18 protein-coding genes are annotated in these 18,478 nt (G+C 63.1%); 4 read left to right on the forward strand and 14 right to left on the reverse strand.

Translation table 11 applies throughout. The annotated features are described in order from the left end of the window. Positions 1–160: 160 nt before the first annotated feature. The 3 genes from P3T40_RS06745 to P3T40_RS06755 form a co-directional block, all read right to left on the reverse strand. Complete coding sequence (locus tag P3T40_RS06745; protein ID WP_429266994.1) at positions 161–721, reverse strand: barstar family protein; 561 nt, start codon at positions 719–721, stop codon at positions 161–163. Between the two features lie 16 nt (positions 722–737). After that, positions 738–1,154 (reverse strand): ribonuclease, encoded by a 417-nt coding sequence (locus P3T40_RS06750; RefSeq protein ID WP_429266899.1) that lies wholly within the window; start codon positions 1,152–1,154, stop codon positions 738–740. Between the two features lie 367 nt (positions 1,155–1,521). Further along, positions 1,522–3,816: an NADP-dependent malic enzyme gene (locus tag P3T40_RS06755; RefSeq protein ID WP_429266900.1), complete on the reverse strand. Its 2,295-nt coding sequence runs from the start codon at positions 3,814–3,816 to the stop codon at positions 1,522–1,524. A gap of 211 nt (positions 3,817–4,027) precedes the next feature. On the opposite strand from P3T40_RS06755, the gene thiL reads away from it, so the two are divergent. The 4 genes from thiL to P3T40_RS06775 are packed head-to-tail and all read left to right on the forward strand — an operon-like array spanning position 4,028 to position 6,677. Further along, entirely contained in the window at positions 4,028–5,026 is a 999-nt protein-coding gene (gene thiL / locus P3T40_RS06760) for a thiamine-phosphate kinase (protein ID WP_429266901.1), read from the forward strand. Then, on the forward strand, positions 5,016–5,621 hold the full coding sequence (locus tag P3T40_RS06765) for a phosphatidylglycerophosphatase A family protein (RefSeq protein WP_429266902.1): 606 nt from the start codon (positions 5,016–5,018) through the stop codon (positions 5,619–5,621). Before thiL ends, P3T40_RS06765 begins: the two co-directional genes overlap by 11 nt. Positions 5,622–5,647: 26 nt before the next feature. Beyond that, positions 5,648–6,148 carry a CinA family protein gene (locus tag P3T40_RS06770; RefSeq protein ID WP_429266903.1) on the forward strand — a complete coding sequence of 167 codons (501 nt, stop codon included), beginning with the start codon at positions 5,648–5,650 and terminating at the stop codon, positions 6,146–6,148. A 10-nt stretch (positions 6,149–6,158) separates the two neighbouring features. Further along, positions 6,159–6,677, forward strand: coding sequence for a cupin domain-containing protein (locus P3T40_RS06775; RefSeq protein WP_429266904.1), 519 nt, complete (start codon positions 6,159–6,161; stop codon positions 6,675–6,677). A gap of 45 nt (positions 6,678–6,722) precedes the next feature. On the opposite strand, the gene pyrF is transcribed toward P3T40_RS06775, so the two are convergent. The 11 genes from pyrF to P3T40_RS06830 form a co-directional block, all read right to left on the reverse strand. Beyond that, positions 6,723–7,538, reverse strand: a complete 816-nt coding sequence (pyrF, locus tag P3T40_RS06780) for an orotidine-5'-phosphate decarboxylase (protein ID WP_429266905.1) — start codon at positions 7,536–7,538, stop codon at positions 6,723–6,725. 177 nt (positions 7,539–7,715) lie between these two features. Beyond that, positions 7,716–8,780: an aldose 1-epimerase gene (locus P3T40_RS06785; RefSeq protein ID WP_429266906.1), complete on the reverse strand. Its 1,065-nt coding sequence runs from the start codon at positions 8,778–8,780 to the stop codon at positions 7,716–7,718. A 210-nt stretch (positions 8,781–8,990) separates the two neighbouring features. Then, positions 8,991–9,908 carry an SMP-30/gluconolactonase/LRE family protein gene (locus P3T40_RS06790; RefSeq protein ID WP_429266907.1) on the reverse strand — a complete coding sequence of 306 codons (918 nt, stop codon included), beginning with the start codon at positions 9,906–9,908 and terminating at the stop codon, positions 8,991–8,993. Next, on the reverse strand, positions 9,905–10,705 hold the full coding sequence (locus P3T40_RS06795; protein ID WP_429266908.1) for an SDR family NAD(P)-dependent oxidoreductase: 801 nt from the start codon (positions 10,703–10,705) through the stop codon (positions 9,905–9,907). Before P3T40_RS06795 ends, P3T40_RS06790 begins: the two co-directional genes overlap by 4 nt. A 53-nt stretch (positions 10,706–10,758) precedes the next feature. After that, on the reverse strand, positions 10,759–11,775 hold the full coding sequence (araH, locus tag P3T40_RS06800) for an L-arabinose ABC transporter permease AraH (RefSeq protein ID WP_429266909.1): 1,017 nt from the start codon (positions 11,773–11,775) through the stop codon (positions 10,759–10,761). Positions 11,776–11,839: 64 nt separating this feature from the next. Next, positions 11,840–13,369: an L-arabinose ABC transporter ATP-binding protein AraG gene (gene araG / locus P3T40_RS06805; RefSeq protein ID WP_429266910.1), complete on the reverse strand. Its 1,530-nt coding sequence runs from the start codon at positions 13,367–13,369 to the stop codon at positions 11,840–11,842. 92 nt (positions 13,370–13,461) lie between these two features. Beyond that, positions 13,462–14,460, reverse strand: coding sequence for an arabinose ABC transporter substrate-binding protein (locus P3T40_RS06810; RefSeq protein WP_429266911.1), 999 nt, complete (start codon positions 14,458–14,460; stop codon positions 13,462–13,464). Positions 14,461–14,682: 222 nt separating this feature from the next. After that, positions 14,683–15,531, reverse strand: a complete 849-nt coding sequence (locus P3T40_RS06815) for an SDR family oxidoreductase (protein WP_429266912.1) — start codon at positions 15,529–15,531, stop codon at positions 14,683–14,685. Then, positions 15,528–16,208 carry a 2-dehydro-3-deoxy-6-phosphogalactonate aldolase gene (locus tag P3T40_RS06820; RefSeq protein WP_429266913.1) on the reverse strand — a complete coding sequence of 227 codons (681 nt, stop codon included), beginning with the start codon at positions 16,206–16,208 and terminating at the stop codon, positions 15,528–15,530. Before P3T40_RS06820 ends, P3T40_RS06815 begins: the two co-directional genes overlap by 4 nt. Before the next feature lie 35 nt (positions 16,209–16,243). After that, complete coding sequence (locus tag P3T40_RS06825) at positions 16,244–17,386, reverse strand: 2-dehydro-3-deoxygalactonokinase (RefSeq protein WP_429266914.1); 1,143 nt, start codon at positions 17,384–17,386, stop codon at positions 16,244–16,246. Continuing rightward, on the reverse strand, positions 17,383–18,318 hold the full coding sequence (locus tag P3T40_RS06830) for an IclR family transcriptional regulator (protein ID WP_429266915.1): 936 nt from the start codon (positions 18,316–18,318) through the stop codon (positions 17,383–17,385). The genes P3T40_RS06825 and P3T40_RS06830 overlap by 4 nt, the downstream gene beginning before the upstream one ends. Positions 18,319–18,478: the final 160 nt, after the last annotated feature.

Consider the following 18,478-nt stretch of genomic DNA (forward strand, 5'->3'; position numbering starts at 1 on the left):
GTGCCGTAGTCACTGTGGAATCCGAAACCACAACAACGGAAACCGCAGTTGCAACACCCAAAACAAAGGCCCGCCAATTGGCGGGCCTTTGTTTTGTTCAACTATGCGTATTGAATCTGTTCAGGCTAGCGAACCTTCCACAGACCACCGCCCTACACGTTCAGGCGAACGAATAAAACACGCGGAATGCCACCTTGCGTTCGGCCCAGAATTCCGACGCTTCGCGGAACACGTCGAGCAGCGTCTCGCGGCCTTCCTTGTCAAATTTCTGCGCCACCGGCAACGCCTCCAGCACGATCACAAAACCCGGTTGCGGGCCCGCCTTGGCAACCAGATCGGTCAGGCAATCGTACAGAGCATCGTAATTTTTGCCGAAATGTTTCGGAAACAGAAATGAAGTCGCAATCGTTTCGAGGACTTCCTGTTTCGATTGCGCATTCGCGCAATGCGCATACAGAAAGTGCTGGCCAAGCTGGTTGGCTTCATCAGCGAGATCCTGCACGCGAAACGCGCGGATCGACTGTACGATGTTTGGTCGTACGGTCTTGAAAAGACTCATAGGCCCCTCGTTCGATGAAAGCACAGTGCTGGCTTCGCTCTGGGTGTCCCGTCCGTCTCCGGCGGAGCGCATCTGCATGACACGCTGAAACAGATTGCCGTCGCCGGCCGCGAAAAGATCCGTCGCGACTCCGGAGTCGTGCGCGTAGACGTTGTCGCTCATGCCGTTCATCCCGATGTCATTCAACAATACGATTAAAACTCGTGTAGTGGTCGTCCGAGTAGTAGCAGTTATCGGTCCGCTCCAGCGGACCCCCACAGACAATGCGACGCGCGCCGCGATTGTGGGCACGCGGCGTAGGTACGGTGTATTCGTGATAATAGCCGCGCCGGTGCGGCGGCAGCAGCCTTTCGCGGTTGCCGAATACGATGCCGTCCTTCTCATACGGGTAAGGCCCGCCTGCGGCAATCAAGTTCAACGTATTGACTGCTTCACGCGGCAATTGCGCCACCGCGATGGTGCCCTGCACCTGACTGTCACTGTTGCCGGGTGTCGAATAGTCCCGCGCAAACGCGCCGGTGACCACGCTCCCACACAAACCGCCGAACGCCAGCGCGCCGATGAGCACGCCGCTGCGGAGCCACTTGCGTGCCATGAATCAGGGTTCCCGCTGTTAGATCACGAGTTTGACGACCATGAAAGACGTAAGGGTATCGCTAATGGCCCCTGGAATCAACGTTCGTTCGGCAAACGAAAGGTTCCATTGTTGCCGCAAAGCGCCGATCGCCTAGTCTTGACGATTCTTGACAGATTATTTTATCCCGCACGAGATAAAATTAGCCCGACGGTGTCATCCGGAATGAACGTATCTGGTTCGCTCTATTCTGGACGCTTTGGAGGTGGAAATACCGTCGTTTCAAACCTTTTTGGGTGGCAATCCCCTGTTCACCCAGCGGCGTGCCCATTGCGGGCACGCCTTTTTTTCGCCTTGTGGTGAGTTTCAGCGCCGGGTGGGCCGCCGCTTAACGCGCGGCGATCACATCCGCAACCAGCAGCGCCGTCATATTGACGATCCGGCGCACCGTGGCCGAAGCGGTCAGCACATGCACCGGCTTGGCTGCGCCGAGCAGGATCGGGCCAATCGCGATGTTATTGCCGGCCGCCGTCTTGAGCAGGTTGTACGAGATGTTGGCGGAGTCGATGTTCGGCATCACCAGCAGGTTCGCATCGCCCTCGAGCGTCGATTCGGGCAGCACTTCGCGGCGCAGGTTGTGATCGAGTGCGACGTCGCCGTGCATCTCGCCGTCCACTTGCAGGTCCGGCGCGCGCTCGCGCAGGATCTCGAGCGTGTCGCGCATCTTCTGTGCAGTCGGTGCATTGCTCGTGCCGAAGTTCGAATGCGACACCAGCGCAATCTTCGGCTCAATGCCGAAGCGGCGCACTTCCTCGGCCGCCATGATCGTGATCTCGGCAAGCTGCGCGGGTGTCGGATCCACGTTCACATGGGTGTCCACGAGGAAAATCTGCCGGCCCGGCAGCACCAGCCCGTTCATCGCCGCGTAGACGTTGCAGCCTTCCTTCTTGCCGATCACCTGGTCGATGAAGTGCAGGTGCCGGTGCGTCGTGCTGACCGTACCGCAGATCATGCCGTCTGCCTCGCCCTTGTTGACCAGCATCGAGCCGATCAGCGTGGTGCGGCGGCGCATTTCGAGCTTCGCCATCTGCTCGCTGATGCCCTTGCGGGACATCATCTTGTAGTACGTTTTCCAGAAGTCTCGGTAACGCTCGTCATGGTCGGTGTTGACCACCGTGTAGTCCTGACCGTTGACCAGACGCAGACCGTAGCGCGCAATGCGTTGTTCGATCACCGCCGGACGGCCGATCAGGATCGGCTTCGCCAGCTTTTCGTCGACGATGATCTGCAGTGCCCGCAACACACGCTCTTCTTCGCCTTCCGCGAACACAATGCGCTTCTTCTCCGGTTCGACGCCGCGCGCCAACTGGAAAATCGGCTTCATCGTCGTGCCGCTGTGGTAGACGAACTGCTGCAGATGCTGCTCGTACGCCTCCATGTCTTCGATCGGACGATCGGCGACCCCCGAATCCATCGCGGCCTTCGCCACGGCCGGCGCGACCTTGACGATCAGGCGCGGATCGAACGGCTTCGGAATCAGGTATTCCGGCCCGAACGACAGGTCCTGAATGCCATAGGCCGTCGCCACGATATCGCTCTGCTCCTGGCGCGCCAGTTCGGCGATCGCGTTGACGGCGGCGATTTCCATTTCCCGCGTCACGGTCGTCGCGCCAGCATCCAGCGCGCCGCGGAACAGGAATGGGAACACGAGAACGTTGTTCACCTGGTTCGGGTAGTCGGTACGGCCCGTGCACAGCACGGCGTCCGGACGCACTTCCAGCGCGAGTTCCGGCAGAATTTCCGGGTTCGGGTTAGCCAGCGCGAGAATCAGCGGCTTGTCCGCCATCTGCTTGACCATGTCCTGCTTCAGCACGCCGCCAGCCGACAGGCCGAGGAAAATGTCCGCGTCGCCAATCGCTTCCGCCAGCGTGCGGGCATCGGTTTCGCGTGCGAAGCGCTCCTTGTCCGGATCCATCAGCTCCGTGCGGCCCTTGTAGACCACGCCGGCCAGATCGGTCACGGTGATGTTCTCGAGCGGCAGGCCGATGTCGACCAGCAGGTCCAGACAGGCCAGCGCCGCGGCGCCCGCGCCGGAAGAGACCAGCTTGACCTTCTTGATGTCCTTGCCCACGACCTTCAGGCCGTTGGTAATGGCCGCGGCGACGACGATAGCCGTGCCGTGCTGGTCATCGTGGAATACCGGAATCTTCATGCGCTTGCGGCATTCGCGCTCGACGATGAAGCAGTCCGGCGCCTTGATGTCTTCCAGATTGATGCCGCCGAAGGTGGGTTCGAGCGCGGCGATCACGTCCACCAGCTTGTGCGGGTCGGACTCGTTCAGCTCGATATCGAACACGTCGATGCCGGCGAACTTCTTGAACAGCACGGCCTTGCCTTCCATGACTGGCTTGGAGGCGAGCGGGCCGATATTGCCGAGGCCCAGCACTGCCGTGCCGTTCGTCACGACGCCGACCAGGTTGCTACGCGCGGTGAAGCGGGCGGCATTCAGCGGGTTCTCGACAATTTCCTCGCACGCAAACGCGACGCCGGGTGAATACGCCAGCGCGAGGTCGCGCTGGTTGATCATCTGTTTGGTCGGCGCGATCGCGATCTTCCCGGGGGTCGGGAACTCGTGATAATCGAGAGCGGCTTCGCGAAGTTTGGTATTGACGGGATTCGACATAAGGCGGGCTTGGAGTGCGGATTAGAATAGGTGCTCGACGGGGCATTGTAGCGCCAATCCCTAACGTGATTCCTTCAATCAGGGCACAGGTGCCGCGACTGAAACAGGGGCAACGGCCCCGATGCAACCCGCCCAGAGAATTTGTGGCGACGCAGCATTTTGACCGTACAATGCGCGCCGTTAGCCGCTTTTCCGTGCACGGAACCCCATCATGCTCTCCGAGTTCTCGCTGATCGACCGTTTTTTTGCGCGCCGTGCCGAAGCTGCTGGTCGCCAAGCCGACGACGGCTCGCTTGGCATTGGCGACGACTGCGCATTGCTCGCTCCCCGGCCCGGCGAAATGATGGCGATTTCGACGGACATGCTGGTGGAAGGCCGCCATTTCTTCCCTGATATCGATCCCCATGCGCTCGGCCATAAGGCCCTCGCGGTGAACCTCTCGGATCTGGCCGCGATGGGCGCCGACCCGCAAGGATTCACTCTGGCGTTTGCACTGCCACAGGCGCATGAGGACTGGCTCGCCGCATTCAGCGACGGGCTGTTTGAACTTGCCGAACGCTACGGTTGCGACCTGATCGGCGGCGATACCACCGCCGGGCCGCTGAACTTGTGCATCACCGTGTTCGGCAGCGTCCCGCCGCGGTTGGCGCTGCGCCGTGATGCGGCGCAAGCCGGCGATGACATCTGGATCTCCGGCACACTCGGCGATGCACGCGCCGGACTGGGCGTGTTGCGCGGCGAGTGGTCCGCCGATGCCGCCGACACTGCGACATTTCGCCGCGCCCTCGAACGCCCCGAGCCGCGCATCCCGCTCGGCCTCGCGCTGCGCGGCGTTGCGCGTGCGGCGCTCGACCTTTCGGACGGCCTCGCCGGCGACCTGCTGCACATCCTGCAGCGCTCGCACTTGCAGGCACAGGTCACCGTCGACGCCGTGCCACGCTCGGCCGCGCTGCGCCGGTTACCGGAGGACGTTCAACGCCGCTGCACACTGGCGGGCGGCGACGACTACGAGCTTTGCTTCACAGCGCCTGTGAGCGCGCGCGCCGCGGTCGAAGCGGCCGGCCGCGAGGTAAATATTCCGGTCACCCGGATCGGTACAATAAACGCTTTGGAATCAGCGGCGGACAGCCCTGCAATCCGTTGGCTCGACGCAGCCGGCAACCCGCTCACCTTGACCTTGCAAGGCTTCGACCACTTCCATGCAGACTGACTCCGCGCTCGGCCCCGCAGACGACTTTCGGGGCGGTAATCCGGCCGCCGGCCCATCGCATGGCGGCCCATCGGGAGAAACGCCCGGCACACCCGAACCGCGGCCCTCGCGGCCGCGCCGCGCGACCGCCCGCTTCATGCTGTCGCATCCGCTGCATTTGATTTCGCTCGGCTTTGGCAGCGGGTTGTCGCCGGTCATGCCTGGTACTGTCGGCACACTGTTCGCGTGGGCGTCGTTCGCGGTACTAAACCGTTACCTGACCGTGCTCGACTGGGGCTTACTGATCGTGGTGGGCTTTTTTGCCGGCATTTCGATTAGCGGCTTCACCGCGAAAAAACTTGGCATCGACGATCCGTCGCCGGTCGTGTGGGACGAAATCGTCGCGTTCTGGCTGGTGCTGCTGATGGTGACACCGGTGACCTTCAAGGGACAGCTATGGGCCTTCATCGTGTTCCGTTTTTTCGACATGGTGAAACCTCCTCCGATCCGTTACTTCGACCGCAGACTGAAAGGTGGCTTCGGCATCATGTTTGATGACCTGGTCGCGGCGTTTTTCACCTTGCTGGTGATTGCGCTTTGGCTCATGGCGGTCTGACCGTCTTACGTTTTTCGGACATACCCATGGCTACCGATTCCGTCGTTCACCAACTCGCAATCCGCGTGAGCAACCGGTTGCGCGACGAACGCCTGATGCTCGTGACCGCCGAGTCCTGTACGGGCGGCATGGTCGCGACGGCGATTACCGACATCTCCGGCAGCAGCGGCTGGTTCGAACGGGGCTTCGTCACCTATTCGAATCAGGCCAAGAGCGAGATGATCGGCGTGCCTGCCGATCTGATCGAAAAACATGGCGCGGTCAGCGAGCCCGTCGCCCGCGCGATGGCCGAAGGGGCGCTACGCAATAGCCGGGCGCAGGTGTCGCTGTCGATTACCGGCGTGGCCGGTCCGGGCGGCGGCAGCGAGACGAAGCCGGTCGGGACTGTGTCGTTCGGCTGGAGCAACCGCCTGCATACTGCTGTGGAAACGGTGGTGTTCAAGGGCGACCGCGAAAAAATCCGCACGCAAGCCGCCGCTCATGCGCTGCGAGGGATGCTGGCATTGCTCGACGAACGCGAGCGGTAAGGCGCTGCCTATGTCGACTCCCGAGCTAGCCAAAGATGACCTGATCCGCCACTTCGATTTGCAGCCGCATCCCGAGGGCGGGTTTTTCCGCGAAACCTATCGCTCTATGGCAACCGTGAGGCGCGAAGGGTCCGGAGAAACGCGCTCGGCGTCGACGGCGATCTACTACCTGCTATGCGACGGCGCGCATTCCGCGTGGCATCGGATCAAGTCTGACGAAGTCTGGCATTTCTATGCCGGCGAGCCGCTCCTCGTTCATGTGCTGGACGAGGCAGGTCAGTTGATCACGTATCGGCTGGGCAATCCGCTGACCCATCCGGGGACCGTGTTTCAGGCGGTAGTGTCGGCCGGACTGTGGTTTGCGGCCGAGTGTGAAGAGCCGGCGACATTCGCGCTGGTGGGTTGTACGGTGGCGCCAGGGTTTGAATTCAGCGAATTTGAGTTGGCAGAGGTCGGTGCGCTGCGGAGCGCTTATCCGGTGCACGCGGAATTCATTGCGCGGTTAGGGCCGGCGGCCCGTACCGCATAAAGCAGAATAAAACGGCTACCGTTGATCGCGGGCAGCCGCAACCCATCACCGATACGCGTTAATCCGATCCCGCGTCTCTTGCGCAGCCTTCGCCGCGGCATCACCAAAGTCCTCGCCCTTGCCGGCGTAAATAATCGCCCGCGACGAGTTGATCAGCATGCCGGTGCCCGCTGCATTGCGGCCCGCGTTCACCGTTGCCTCGACATCGCCGCCCTGCGCGCCAATCCCCGGGATCAGCAGCGGCATCTCCCCCACGATCCCGCGCACGACTTCGATTTCCTTCGGAAACGTCGCGCCCACCACCAGCCCAAGCTGGCCACTCGCATTCCACTTGTCCGCAGCCAGTTGCGCGACCACCTGATAGAGCGGCCGCCCCGCCGTCTCCAGAAACTGCAGATCGGAGCCGCCAGGATTCGAGGTCCGGCACAAGACGATCACACCCTTGCCCGGATGCGCCAGATACGGTTCGATCGAATCGAAACCCATATACGGGTTCACGGTCACGGCATCCGCCTGGTAGCGCTCGAACGCCTCGCGGGCGTACTGCTCAGCGGTGCTGCCGATGTCGCCGCGCTTCGCGTCGAGAATTACAGGCAAGCCCGGATGGTTCCGGTGAATGTGCGCAATCAGCTGCTCAAGCTGGTCTTCCGCGCGGTGAGCGGCGAAGTAGGCAATTTGCGGCTTGAACGAGGAGGCATACGGCGCGGTCGCGTCGACGATCGTGCTGCAAAACTCGAAGATTGCATCGGCACGGCCAGCGAGCGCGGCCGGAAATTTTGCGGGCTCGGGGTCGAGGCCGACGCACAGCAGCGAGTTCGTGCGTTGCCAGGCGTCGTTGAGGGTCTGGATCAAAGTGGGCATGATGGGTCTCGCGGCGGGCCGAATAGAGAAGTGGCGCGTATTTTACCCGTCCTCGCACCAAGGGCACGCCGCCCACGCAGCAGCCGCCGTGCGCCACCGGCTACACCTGAAGCCTGGCGGCAGCCTTCCGCGAAACAAGCGCGCAGCGCGGTGGTACTCCTCAGCTACCCACCCGGCTCATTGCTTCCGCGAACCCCGCGCCCCAGCCGCTGCGCGCAAGCCCGTCCGCTCGACCGTGAAGCGAAACGACCGGGAGAGGCGCTCGCCACGCGCCAGCATCGTCATGCCGTGCGATGCCGCCCCGCCCGGCAGGTTCACCGCATTGATCGGATGATCGACCGGCTCGAAGCAGAAAAAGTCTTCGCCCGGCGGTGTGTAGAGCACGTAATAATCAGCATCCGAGGCAATGGTCAGCGACAGTCGCCGCTTCGGCCAAACGACCGCCGCCTGCCCGCTCCAACCGGTGAAGGCGTGATTGACAATCGTCTCGGGCAACGGATACGCCACGCCGAACTGCCAGGCCGGTGGCGCCGGCACATGGCGCACCGGCAGCCAGTCGTCGCCCTGCAGCCACAACCCTGCTGCCGCCGCCGACAACTCGGTCTGCGCGTCGCGCACCAGAAACGGATGGATGCCAAGGCCGAACGGTAGCGCGTCGCGTCCCGTGTTTTCCACCTCGAGCGTAATCACGAGACTCGGGCCTTCCAGCGCATAGGTCTGGGTCGCGCGATACGCATAGGGTTTACCGTCGCTGCGGTCGAGCGTCAGGCGCACACTGTCGTGATTGGTCTCCGCCACTTGCCAGTGGGCCAGCCAGCCGTCGCCGTGGATCGGCAGCGGCTCGGCGACGCGGTTGCGCGGCACGTCGACGCGCCGTCCGCCCACGCCGAAATGGCCACCGCCGATCCGGTTCGAATACGGCAACATCGGATAGCAGGCCAACTGGTTCGGGTCGGTATCGGCGGCGATATGCCGGCAGCGGCGAAAGATCGGCACGAGCGCGCCGTCACTGCGCCAGTCGAAGCGGGTGATGCCGCCGCCCAGCGACGGCGCCACGTCGAGCCGCAACTGTGGATTGGCCAGCGTCAAGCACGCGAATTCGCCCGCGCTGCCCTCACCGACGGCCACAGCCGACGTGCTGGGGCCTGCAAGCACCGGATTGGCGGCGGCAGCGAGCCGGGCGCGGCGTGTCTGTGACGTAGGTGTTGTGGACGAACTGGAAACGAGATTCGCGACAGTCATATCAGGCTCCATCGAGAGGCGAGGGACGTTACCGGCATTGCTGCCGGATGTTTATATGGGCGCCTTTGCCGGCCGCCTCTTTGTGTCCTTGAATCGAGGAATCGCTCGGTCCTTGCGAGGTGCAGCATGCTACGCAATTGCTGCGTTGCCAAGCCTCGCCGGACCCAATCTGCTCAAAGTGTTGCGGCATACTCACGCGCCGCGAAAAAGTTAGCTCAACTGACTCGTCTTGCACAGCCCTGGTGCACCTTGAAAGACGGCTTCAGGCAAGCCGCGCGCCCCGGGTATGGCCACGAACACACCGCCCGCATGCCTGTCGCCAGCGAGCGCGGACGCGTCGAGGTCGATGCGCGCGCTCGTGATGTACAGCGTGCCGAGCTGATCGCCGCCGAGCGCCACGCAACTCGGTTGCACGGTGGGTACGGTCACCCGCGCCGTTTCCACACCGTCCGGGCCATAGCGCACCACTCGCGCACCGCCCCACTGCGCATTCCACAGGCCGCCGTCGCGGTCGACGGTCGAGCCATCGGGCTCGCCAGTCGCATCCGTGAGCTTCGTGAACAGACGGTCGTTCGCGACCGTGCCGTCTGCGCCGTAATCACACGCGCGGATCTCGCGGGTCGGCGAATCGCAGTAGTACATCGTCGCGCCGTCCGGACTGAATGCGATGCTGTTCGAAATCGCGGGTGCCGGCAAGGGCAAGCGCTCGAGCGACAGATCGCGGTTCAGACGGTAGAACCCGCCCACGGCGCGTAAGGGTGAACCCTCATCCTTCGTACCGAACACGAAACGTCCTTGACGGTCGCAGCGGCCGTCGTTGACGCGCGTGTTCAAACCCGGCTCGACATCGACAATACGCTGAGTCTCGCCAGTTGCAAGGTCGAAGAAAGCAAGATGGGTCGCAAGTCCGAGTAAAAGGTATTGCAGATCGGCGCAGAGCGCAAAAGTCGCAAGCCGCTCCGGCATGCGCCAGAAGGTGCTGCTTCCGTCTCGGGGGTCGTAGCGCCATAGCCGTGCGCCCTCGATATCGGTCCAGTAAAAGCGCCCGCTTCTCGCGCACCACGTAGCGCCTTCACCGAGCGTGCATTTGACGTCAACCAGCAGGGACGCGCGCGTGGGTTCGCTCATGCCCAGCCTCCGTCGACGATGACGTCCTGGGCCGTGATCATGCGGCTGTCATCGGCGGCGAGGAAGAGCGCCATGCGGGCCAGATCGTCCGGCAGCAACTCGGCGTCGATACATTGGCCTTCCTTGATCGAGCGGCGCCCGGCATCGTCGAGCCACAAGCGTTTTTGCTTCTCGGTCATCACCCAGCCCGGCACCAGCGTATTCACGCGAATATTAAAGTGGCCGAGATCGCGTGCGAGACTGCGCGTGAGGCCCTGTACAGCCGATTTCGACATCGTGTAGACCGCATAACCGCCGTTCTTCAGCATCCAGCTTATCGAGCCGAGGTTGATGATCGAACCCCGTCCAGCCACTTTCATATCGTCCATCACGGCCTGCGCCGCGAAGAGCTGATGGCGGATGTTCACGGCGATCCCCGCGTCGAACGACTCGGGCGTCACGTCCTCGATTTTGTGACGCTTGTCGTTCGCTGCATTGTTGACGAGCACCTCGATCGGGCCGAGTGCGGCCTTGACGTCGGCGATCGCTTTGCGCAACGCGTCGATATCGGTCAGGTCGCACGGCAGGAACAGCGGCTTGTGGCGCGAATCGCCGAGTTCATCGGCGAGCGCCTCGCCGGCGCTCGCGTCGATATCGAAGAACGCGACGCGTGAGCCTTGCGCAGCAAAGTGCTCGACGAACGACGCGCCGATGCCGGTCGCGCCGCCCGTGATCAGCACAGTCCGGTCTTCAAGGCTCGGATAGCGCGCATATACGTTGTCCGCCTGGCGGGCATTCGCATTGGCAGGAGACGACATCGTTCGATTCCTATTCTATTAAGCAACTAAGCAACTTAACGGGCCACCGCGCGTCAATCGCGCGCGCCGCGGTTCTTCAACTGGTCGAGCAGCACGGCGGCGAGCAGGATCGCACCACGCACCAGGTACTGATAGAACGCGTCGATATTCAGCAGGTTCATCACGTTCTCGACCGTGCCCATGATCAGCACGCCGATCACCACACCCGAAATCGTCGCGCGGCCGCCCAGCAGCGACACACCGCCCAGCACGCACGCCGAGATCACGTTCAGTTCGAAGCCTTCCGCGGCGTTCGGCTGCCCCGAGGTGATACGCGAGGCGAGAATCACGCCGGCCAGTGCGGTGACCGCGCCCTGCACCAGGAAAATATACACACGGGTGCGCTCGACGTTAATACCGGCCAGACGCGACGCTTCCGGATTGCCGCCAATCGCCAGCGTATTGCGGCCATACACGGTCTGGTTGAGCATCACGCCGAACACGATGAAGCACAGCAGCGTGACCCAGATCGGCAGCGACACGCCGAACATCGACAAGCCACCCAGCGCGATAAACGTATCCGACGACACGCCCACGGCCTGGCCATGCGACACGATGAAGCCGAAGCCGCGCACGATTTCCATCGTCGCGAGCGTCGTGATCAGCGCGTTGATGCGCAGATACGCGATCACCGCGCCGTTGACCCAACCGATCGCCGCTCCGGCAGCGACTGCCGCGATGATCGCGATGAACGTGCTGCCCGTCGCGTTGAGCACCATCGCGCACAGCACGCCGGCAAACGCGACGATGGAACCCACGGACAAATCGAAGTCACGCGACGCGAGACAGAACATCATCGTGCAGGCGACCATGCCGATCTGCGAGATCGACAGCGCGAGACCGAGCATGTTTTCGATCGAGAAAAAGTGATCGACCGTCAGGGACATCGTGATGAACATGATCGCGAAAATCACGATCAGGCTGTAGTCGGTGACTTGCTGCCACCATTTCTGCTTGTCGCTGCTCTGCGGAATCAGCGCTTCGGCGGCGGCCTTGCCGGCCTGTTGCGCGAGGTTTTCTCTGGCTTGCATTTGATGACTCCTCCCGTTTTCGTCACGGGCTGACGGGTTATTGGGGACTTGCGTCCGTTCAGTTTCAGGCCGCCTGCGAGGCGGCATCTTCCGGTGCGGTCGAGCTTTGCGGCAATGCGAGACTCAGCACCGCCTGCTCGTTGGCCTGGCTGCGCGGCAGTTCGCCGGAGATGCGGCCCTGCCGCATCACGACAATCCGGTCGGACACGCCGAGCACTTCCGGCAGTTCGGACGAAATCATCACGATCGCGCAACCGCGTTCCGCAAGCTGATAAATCACGTTATAGATCTCATGCTTCGCGCCGACGTCAATACCGCGCGTCGGCTCGTCGAGAATCACCACTCTCAGATCGGGCTCCGCGAGCCAGCGCGACAGAATCGCTTTCTGCTGGTTGCCGCCGGAAAGGAAACGGATCTTCTGGCGACGGTTCGGCGTCTTGATCTTCAGCAGCTTGATAAATCTGTCTGCCGTTGCCGCTTCTTTCTTGCGATTCAGGAAGAAGCCTCCGCGCAGGTAATGGCGGCGGCAGCTGATGTTGATGTTCTCGGACACGCTCGCCATCGCGACGATGCCCTCTTCCTTGCGGTCTTCCGGGCACAGCACGATGCCGTGGCGAATCGCTTCGCCGGCGCTGCGCACCTTGATCGTCTTGCCGTCCAGCATGATCTCGCCGTTCTTCTTGCTGTCGGCGCCGTACACGAGGTGCATCAGTTCGCTACGGCCCGCGCCCACCAGACCGAAAAAGCCGACGATCTCGCCGCGCCGCACTTCGAAGCTGGCCGGCTCCTTGAGGGCGTGCCCTTCGATTGCTTTGGCGGCAAAGCGCACTTCGCCGAGTTCGCGCGGCTTGTAGCTGTAGATGTCCGAAATTTCGCGGCCGACCATTTCGCTCACGATCGTCTCGCGCTTCACCCCTTGGAGGGTCGGATGCGAAGCCACCTTGCGGCCATCACGGAAGATCGTGCAGGCGTCGCACAACTCGTAAATCTCATCCATCCGGTGCGAGATATAGATCATCGCCCGGTTGTCGGCGCGCAGATCGCGCACCAGCTTGAACAGCACTTCAGTCTCGCTGTGCGACAGCGAACTGGTCGGCTCATCGAGCGCGATCACGCGTGCATTGCGCATCAGCGCCTTGCAGATTTCCACCATCTGCCGCTGGGCAATCGAGAGCTTGCCCAGCTTCGCATTCGGATCGAGCGCCACACCCATCGATTCCAAGCGTTCGCGCACGAAGCGCTTGGCTTCCCGTTTGTTGACCCAGCCGAGCGAGTTCGGCAACTGGCCGAGCAGCAGGTTTTCCGTGACCGTCAGATCGGGCACGTATTGCAGTTCCTGGTGAATCACCGCGATGCCGGCCGCGATCGACGCGGCCGCGCTACCGAAGCGCACCTCGTTGCCGTCGATCATCAGGCGGCCGGAATTCGGCTGATATTCACCGCCAAGAATCTTCAGCAGGGTCGATTTCCCCGCGCCGTTCTCGCCCATCAGGCCATGCACCTGGCCGACGTTCACGTCGAAGGACACGCCGTCGAGCGCACGCACGCCTGGAAAGACCTTACCGATATTGTCAAAACGCAGCGTCGCTGACACTTCGCCTCCTGTTGCATCCTGTGAAACATGCGGGGCAGGACGACCGGAATCACGCTCCGGCGCCTGCCCGCTGCACTTCTATTGCCGGCGGCTTACTTCGATGCCAGACCCATCTTTTCACGCACGTCCGCGACGTTGTCACGCGTAGCCAGCATGCCGGTCGTCAACGTGAGCATCGGCGGTTCCTTGCCCTGCGTGATCCAGTCGTACATCAGCGTCGAGGTTTCTTCGCCATGGCGCTTCGGGCTGATAATGACGGTGCCGTAGAAACCCGTCGGAGTCGGCTTCTTGAACTCGTTCAGAGCCGAGTCCGAACCGCCGATGCCGATACCGATCATGTTGTCAGCCTTGAAGCCACGGCCTTCCGCTGCACGCACCGCGCCGAGCACGGCTTCGTCGTTCAGGCCGTAGGCGATCCAGTGCTTGAACTGCGGGTTCTTGGTCAGCGCGATGTTGGCGGCATTGAAGGCGTTTTCCGTGTCGGTCTTCGCCTGCGGCGCTTCAATCACGTTGGCCTTCGGGAAACCGGCTGCCACGAGCGCGTCGGTTGCACCACCGGTGCGGTCGACTGCGGTCGGCAACTGGTTGTAGGTCACGTCGATCGCGCCCACGTCCTTCATGTCCCAGCCACGCTTCTTGATTTCCGCAGCCAGGCCGTCGCCGACCTGCTTGCCGATGTTGTACGCCGAAATGCCCATATGCGGCACCGAAGCGATCGGCTTGCCCGCGCCGTCGACGAGGCGGTCGTCGACCGTCATCATCTTCAGTCCGTCAGCCTTCGCCTTGGCGACAATGCCCGGTCCGAGCTTGACATCCGGCGTGCAGATAATGAAACCTTGCGCCTTTTGAGCAGCCAGGTTGTCGATTGCGCTCATTACCTTCTCGCCCGAGGGTGCGCCGATTTTCACCAGCGTGAAGCCCTTTTCCTTGGCAGCGATCTCAGCAAACTTCCATTCGTCCTGGAACCACGGCTCTTCCGGCTGCTTCACCAGAAAGCCGATCTTGACCTGATCAGCGGCCTCTACGACCGGTGCGTTGAACAGCACACCTGCTGCTGCGGCTGCCAGCGTGAGGAAAATTCTACGTTTCATGTTGCAGTCTCCTGACTAATTAGTAGATAACGAGAAGGTATCGGCCGCGTCTTCTTATCCGGTCCCTGACACACGCGGCCAGCGCGTCAACCGGCTAAAACTGTTCGTTGCGCTCTGTGGCGCTTTGCTTTCTTTTGCTTTCTTTTGCTTTCTTTTGCTTTCTTTTGCTTCATGGCGGCGCGTGTTCCACGGCGCGCTGCCCATATTTCTCCAGACGGTGGCTCAGTCGTGGTACAGCGCTGAGCGCCCGCCATCTACCGTGATGCAACTTGCGTTGATGAACGGCGCCTCGTCCGAAGCCAGGAACACCGCCGTCATCGCCACTTCTTCCGGGCGGCCGATGCGCTTCATCGGCTGCAGATCCAGGGTTGCCTGGTGCGCCGCGGCCGGATCGGCCTGGCTGTTCCACCAGTCATGCGTCAACTGCGTTTCGATGTAGCCCGGCGCGATTGCGTTGACGCGTACATTGCGCGGTGCGTATTCGATGCCGAGCGCCCTGGTCAGTCCAATCACACCGTGCTTCGCCACCGGGTACGGGAAGCAGCCCGGAATGATCTTGAACGAATGTGTCGAAGCGATGTTCACGATGCTGCCCGCACCACGTTCGACCATCCCCGGCAACACCGCGCGGCAGCCGTTCCAGACGCCGTCCAGATCGACGGCGAAGCAGCGCCGCCAGTCGTCGTCGCTCATCGTCAGTGGATCGCAGAAGACGTTGATGCCGGCGTTGTTCACCAGCACATCGACTGCGCCGAACGCGCTTTCCGCTTCACGCACGGCATGCTGCACCGAGGCGGATTGCGTCACGTCGGTCTGCACCGCGAGCACTTTTGCGCAGCTAGTTGCTGCCGGACCGCTGACTGCGCTCGCGCCATTCGCACCGTTTGCACTGCCGGCGCCAGTTGCCCGGCACGCCGCTTCAATGTCCCGCGCAGTACGCTGTGCCGTTTCAATATCCAGTTCCGCCAGCACGACCGCCGCACCCTCACGCGCGAACGCGAGGGCAATGGCTGCACCGATGCCGCGACCGGCGCCGGTGATCAACGCGACTTTGTTGGCGAGCCGGTTCATTTCTTCGCGCCTGCTCGCGCAATCCGCAAGCCGTTGATATAGGCTCGAGCGTGCGACGCCGTCGCCGCCGCGCTCTGGCCCGGCTTGTACAGCGCCGAGCCGAGTCCGAAGCCGTTCGCGCCTGCGCTCAGGAACGGACCCATGTTGTCCGGCGTGATGCCACCGACCGGCACCAGCGGCACTTCAGCCGCGATCACCGCGCGCCATGCCTTGACGACCTGGCAACCGAGTTGTTCGGCGGGGAACATCTTCAGCACGTCGGCGCCTTTTTTCAGCGCAAGAAACGCTTCGTTCGGCGTGGCCACACCCGGCGCGCACGCGAGTCCTTGCGCCTTCGCCGTCGTCACCACATCCGCGTCGCTATGCGGCATCACGATCAGTTCGCCACCCGCCGACTTCACGTCGTGGACGAAGCTCGCGTGCAGCACCGTGCCCGCGCCGACAATCGCATCCGCCGGCAGCGCCTTGCGGATCGCAGCGATGCTGTCGAACGGTTGCGGCGAATTGAGCGGCACTTCAACGATCCGGAAACCGGCTTCGTACAGCGCCTGACCGTGTCCGGCGGCATCGGCGGGGGTGACGCCGCGCAGAATGGCGATCAGCGAGCACGCTTCGAAGGCCGCCATCAGACCCGCGTGCGGCGAGTAAGGAGCGGGCAGATTGATGTGAGGTTGCATGTCGATTCCTTATCTGTGTCGTGCGCGGCAGCGCCTTATCTGGAGCGCGCAGCCTGCGCGGCGCCGGGGGCCGGTGTCGCCGTGGGTGCCACCGCGGTTGCCACCAGTCCTGCCTGCGTCGCGATGCGCCAAAGTCCGCGTTCGGTGGCATGCTTGACCAGCGGCGCGTCGGTACAGCCGAATTGGCTCAGCGCGAGCTGGTAACGCGCGCACAATGCTTCATTGCCGATCAGCCGCAGCGCGTGCCCCGCAAGGCCGGTTTGCTGCTGTGCGAGAACGGCGTCGAGGCCGGCCAGTTCGTGACCGATCAGCAAACCCGACAGATAGTCGGGCTGCTGCTGACCGCCGAGCTGTCCGGTGAGCCCAAGTGTGCGCGTACTGAACACCGTCGCGAGCGGACCCGCCTGGCCCTTCTGACGCGCGATATTCACGCCGCGCAAAAATGACTCGGCATCGAGACGATCCGGCGCCACCATCGTCCGACCGAGGATGGTGTGCTCGCGCAGCGCCGCGAAGATCTCACCGGTCATGAAGGTATGAAAGCGCTCGATCCGGCCGCCGCGCACGACGACCCATTTCGCGTGCGTGCCGGGCAGGCCGATGAGTTCGTACTCCCCAGCATCGGTTGCTGCAGTGCCGTCGCCGAGCGCGCCGAAAATCTGCGTTTCTTCGCCACGCATCACGTTCGGCAGTTCGCCGCGCTGGAGCACGCCTGGCACGATATGCAGCGTCGCGCCACGGGCGGTCTGCACGCGCACGATGCCGGCGACCAGCGCATCGGCACTCGCCGGCGCATCGACGTACGGCGCTTCGAGCCAGCCCTGAGCACTCCCCACCATGCCCGCTGCGATCACCGGCACGCCGGGTGCACGCTCGAGCCAGGCGCCGCAAGCGGCCTCAAAGGCGGCATCGAAACCGCCTTCGTCAGCGGCGCGCGGCAAATTCATGATGCCGGCGGTCGACTCGCGCGTGTCCAGCACGTTACCGGCTACGTCGAACAGATAGGCGCGCAATGACGTCGTACCCCAGTCGAGCGCAACCAGCGCGGCCTGATCGAGGCTAACGGCGTGCGTTTGCGATGCGGTGACAGTCGCGTTGTTTGCGACGTTCGTGGCATCCGTGGCATCCGTGGCATTCGTGACTTTAGCGACCGGCATGGGTGAACCCGCTTGCGTCATCGTTTGATCCTGCGCGTCGCCGGCTGCGGCATACGCCAGCCGAGTTCCTCCGAGATGGCGCGCGCTTCGCGCTGCACGACCGGAATCAGTTCGTCCATGCGCTCGAGCGACATATACGGAATCGTGCTCGCCACCGACAGTGCCGCGACGATCGCGCCCGACGCGTCGCGCACGGGTGCCGCGACGCAGCGGATCGATGCCTCGTTTTCTTCGAGGTCGAACGTGTAGCCGCCCGCCGAATAGTTCGTCATGCGCTGCATGAAGGTCGGCATGTCGGGCCGGTTATCCGGCTTGAAGCTGACGCCAGCGAGCGCGCGGCGCGACGCATCGAACAGCGACTGCCAGGCATCCGGCGTAAGGTCGAGCATCATCGCCTTGCCGATGCCGGTAGACGCGAGCGGCATACGATGGCCGACGCGCGAGCGCATTTCCAGCCCGCGCGTACCGGGGATCTTGTCGATGTAGAGCACGTCGTCGCCGTCGCGCACACCGAGGTGGATCGTATCGAGCGTCTGTTCGGCGAGCGACTCGAGATGCTGCCGCGCGACTGCCGTGAGCGGCATCTGTTCGAGCGCGATGGTGCCAAGTTCAATCAGCTTTGGGCCGAGCAGATAGCCACCCTGCACCTGGCGCAGATAGCGCGCCTGGACCAGGCTGCTGACCAACCGGTGCGTGGTGCTGCGGGTCGTGCCGAGCGCGGCGCCGAAGGTGCGCAGATCGCGCACGCCCGCGGCGGCGGCTTCGAGAATCGCGAGGCCGCGCAATAGCGTCTGCGTGCCAGCTTGCTGCGGCGTGATGTCGAGCAGCGTGCTCGGCAGCGCGATTTCGTCGGCAGGCTTGTGTGAGCCCGAGGCGCCGTTCAGCGTGCGGGTGCGCGGTTGCGGCACGGCGTCGGAACCTGCGTCCGAGTCGGCTGCGGCGTGAGTGGACATCGCTTTGTTCATGGCGATTGGGCGATTGGTTGGGTATTACCGCGCGGGGCCGGCCTGGCGGCCAGAGGAACGGGACAGAACACGGCAAGTGCGTGCTTCCTGCCTGACGGTGATGGGCATGGCTGGTTGTCTCCGATCGTTGTGGTCCGCGCCGGCCGCA

Origin of the sequence: Paraburkholderia sp. EB58 (assembly GCF_050436665.1) — a bacterium.
In the GTDB taxonomy this organism is placed as follows: Bacteria; Pseudomonadota; Gammaproteobacteria; order Burkholderiales; family Burkholderiaceae; genus Paraburkholderia.

Coding starts and splice junctions, on each gene's coding strand:
- P3T40_RS06745 (WP_429266994.1), bottom strand. CDS start 721: ATGAGCGACAACGTCTACGCGCACGACTCCGGAGTCGCGACGGATCTT.
- P3T40_RS06750 (WP_429266899.1), bottom strand. CDS start 1,154: ATGGCACGCAAGTGGCTCCGCAGCGGCGTGCTCATCGGCGCGCTGGCG.
- P3T40_RS06755 (WP_429266900.1), bottom strand. CDS start 3,816: ATGTCGAATCCCGTCAATACCAAACTTCGCGAAGCCGCTCTCGATTAT.
- thiL (WP_429266901.1), top strand. CDS start 4,028: ATGCTCTCCGAGTTCTCGCTGATCGACCGTTTTTTTGCGCGCCGTGCC.
- P3T40_RS06765 (WP_429266902.1), top strand. CDS start 5,016: ATGCAGACTGACTCCGCGCTCGGCCCCGCAGACGACTTTCGGGGCGGT.
- P3T40_RS06770 (WP_429266903.1), top strand. CDS start 5,648: ATGGCTACCGATTCCGTCGTTCACCAACTCGCAATCCGCGTGAGCAAC.
- P3T40_RS06775 (WP_429266904.1), top strand. CDS start 6,159: ATGTCGACTCCCGAGCTAGCCAAAGATGACCTGATCCGCCACTTCGAT.
- pyrF (WP_429266905.1), bottom strand. CDS start 7,538: ATGCCCACTTTGATCCAGACCCTCAACGACGCCTGGCAACGCACGAAC.
- P3T40_RS06785 (WP_429266906.1), bottom strand. CDS start 8,780: ATGACTGTCGCGAATCTCGTTTCCAGTTCGTCCACAACACCTACGTCA.
- P3T40_RS06790 (WP_429266907.1), bottom strand. CDS start 9,908: ATGAGCGAACCCACGCGCGCGTCCCTGCTGGTTGACGTCAAATGCACG.
- P3T40_RS06795 (WP_429266908.1), bottom strand. CDS start 10,705: ATGTCGTCTCCTGCCAATGCGAATGCCCGCCAGGCGGACAACGTATAT.
- araH (WP_429266909.1), bottom strand. CDS start 11,775: ATGCAAGCCAGAGAAAACCTCGCGCAACAGGCCGGCAAGGCCGCCGCC.
- P3T40_RS06810 (WP_429266911.1), bottom strand. CDS start 14,460: ATGAAACGTAGAATTTTCCTCACGCTGGCAGCCGCAGCAGCAGGTGTG.
- P3T40_RS06815 (WP_429266912.1), bottom strand. CDS start 15,531: ATGAACCGGCTCGCCAACAAAGTCGCGTTGATCACCGGCGCCGGTCGC.
- P3T40_RS06820 (WP_429266913.1), bottom strand. CDS start 16,208: ATGCAACCTCACATCAATCTGCCCGCTCCTTACTCGCCGCACGCGGGT.
- P3T40_RS06825 (WP_429266914.1), bottom strand. CDS start 17,386: ATGACGCAAGCGGGTTCACCCATGCCGGTCGCTAAAGTCACGAATGCC.
- P3T40_RS06830 (WP_429266915.1), bottom strand. CDS start 18,318: ATGTCCACTCACGCCGCAGCCGACTCGGACGCAGGTTCCGACGCCGTG.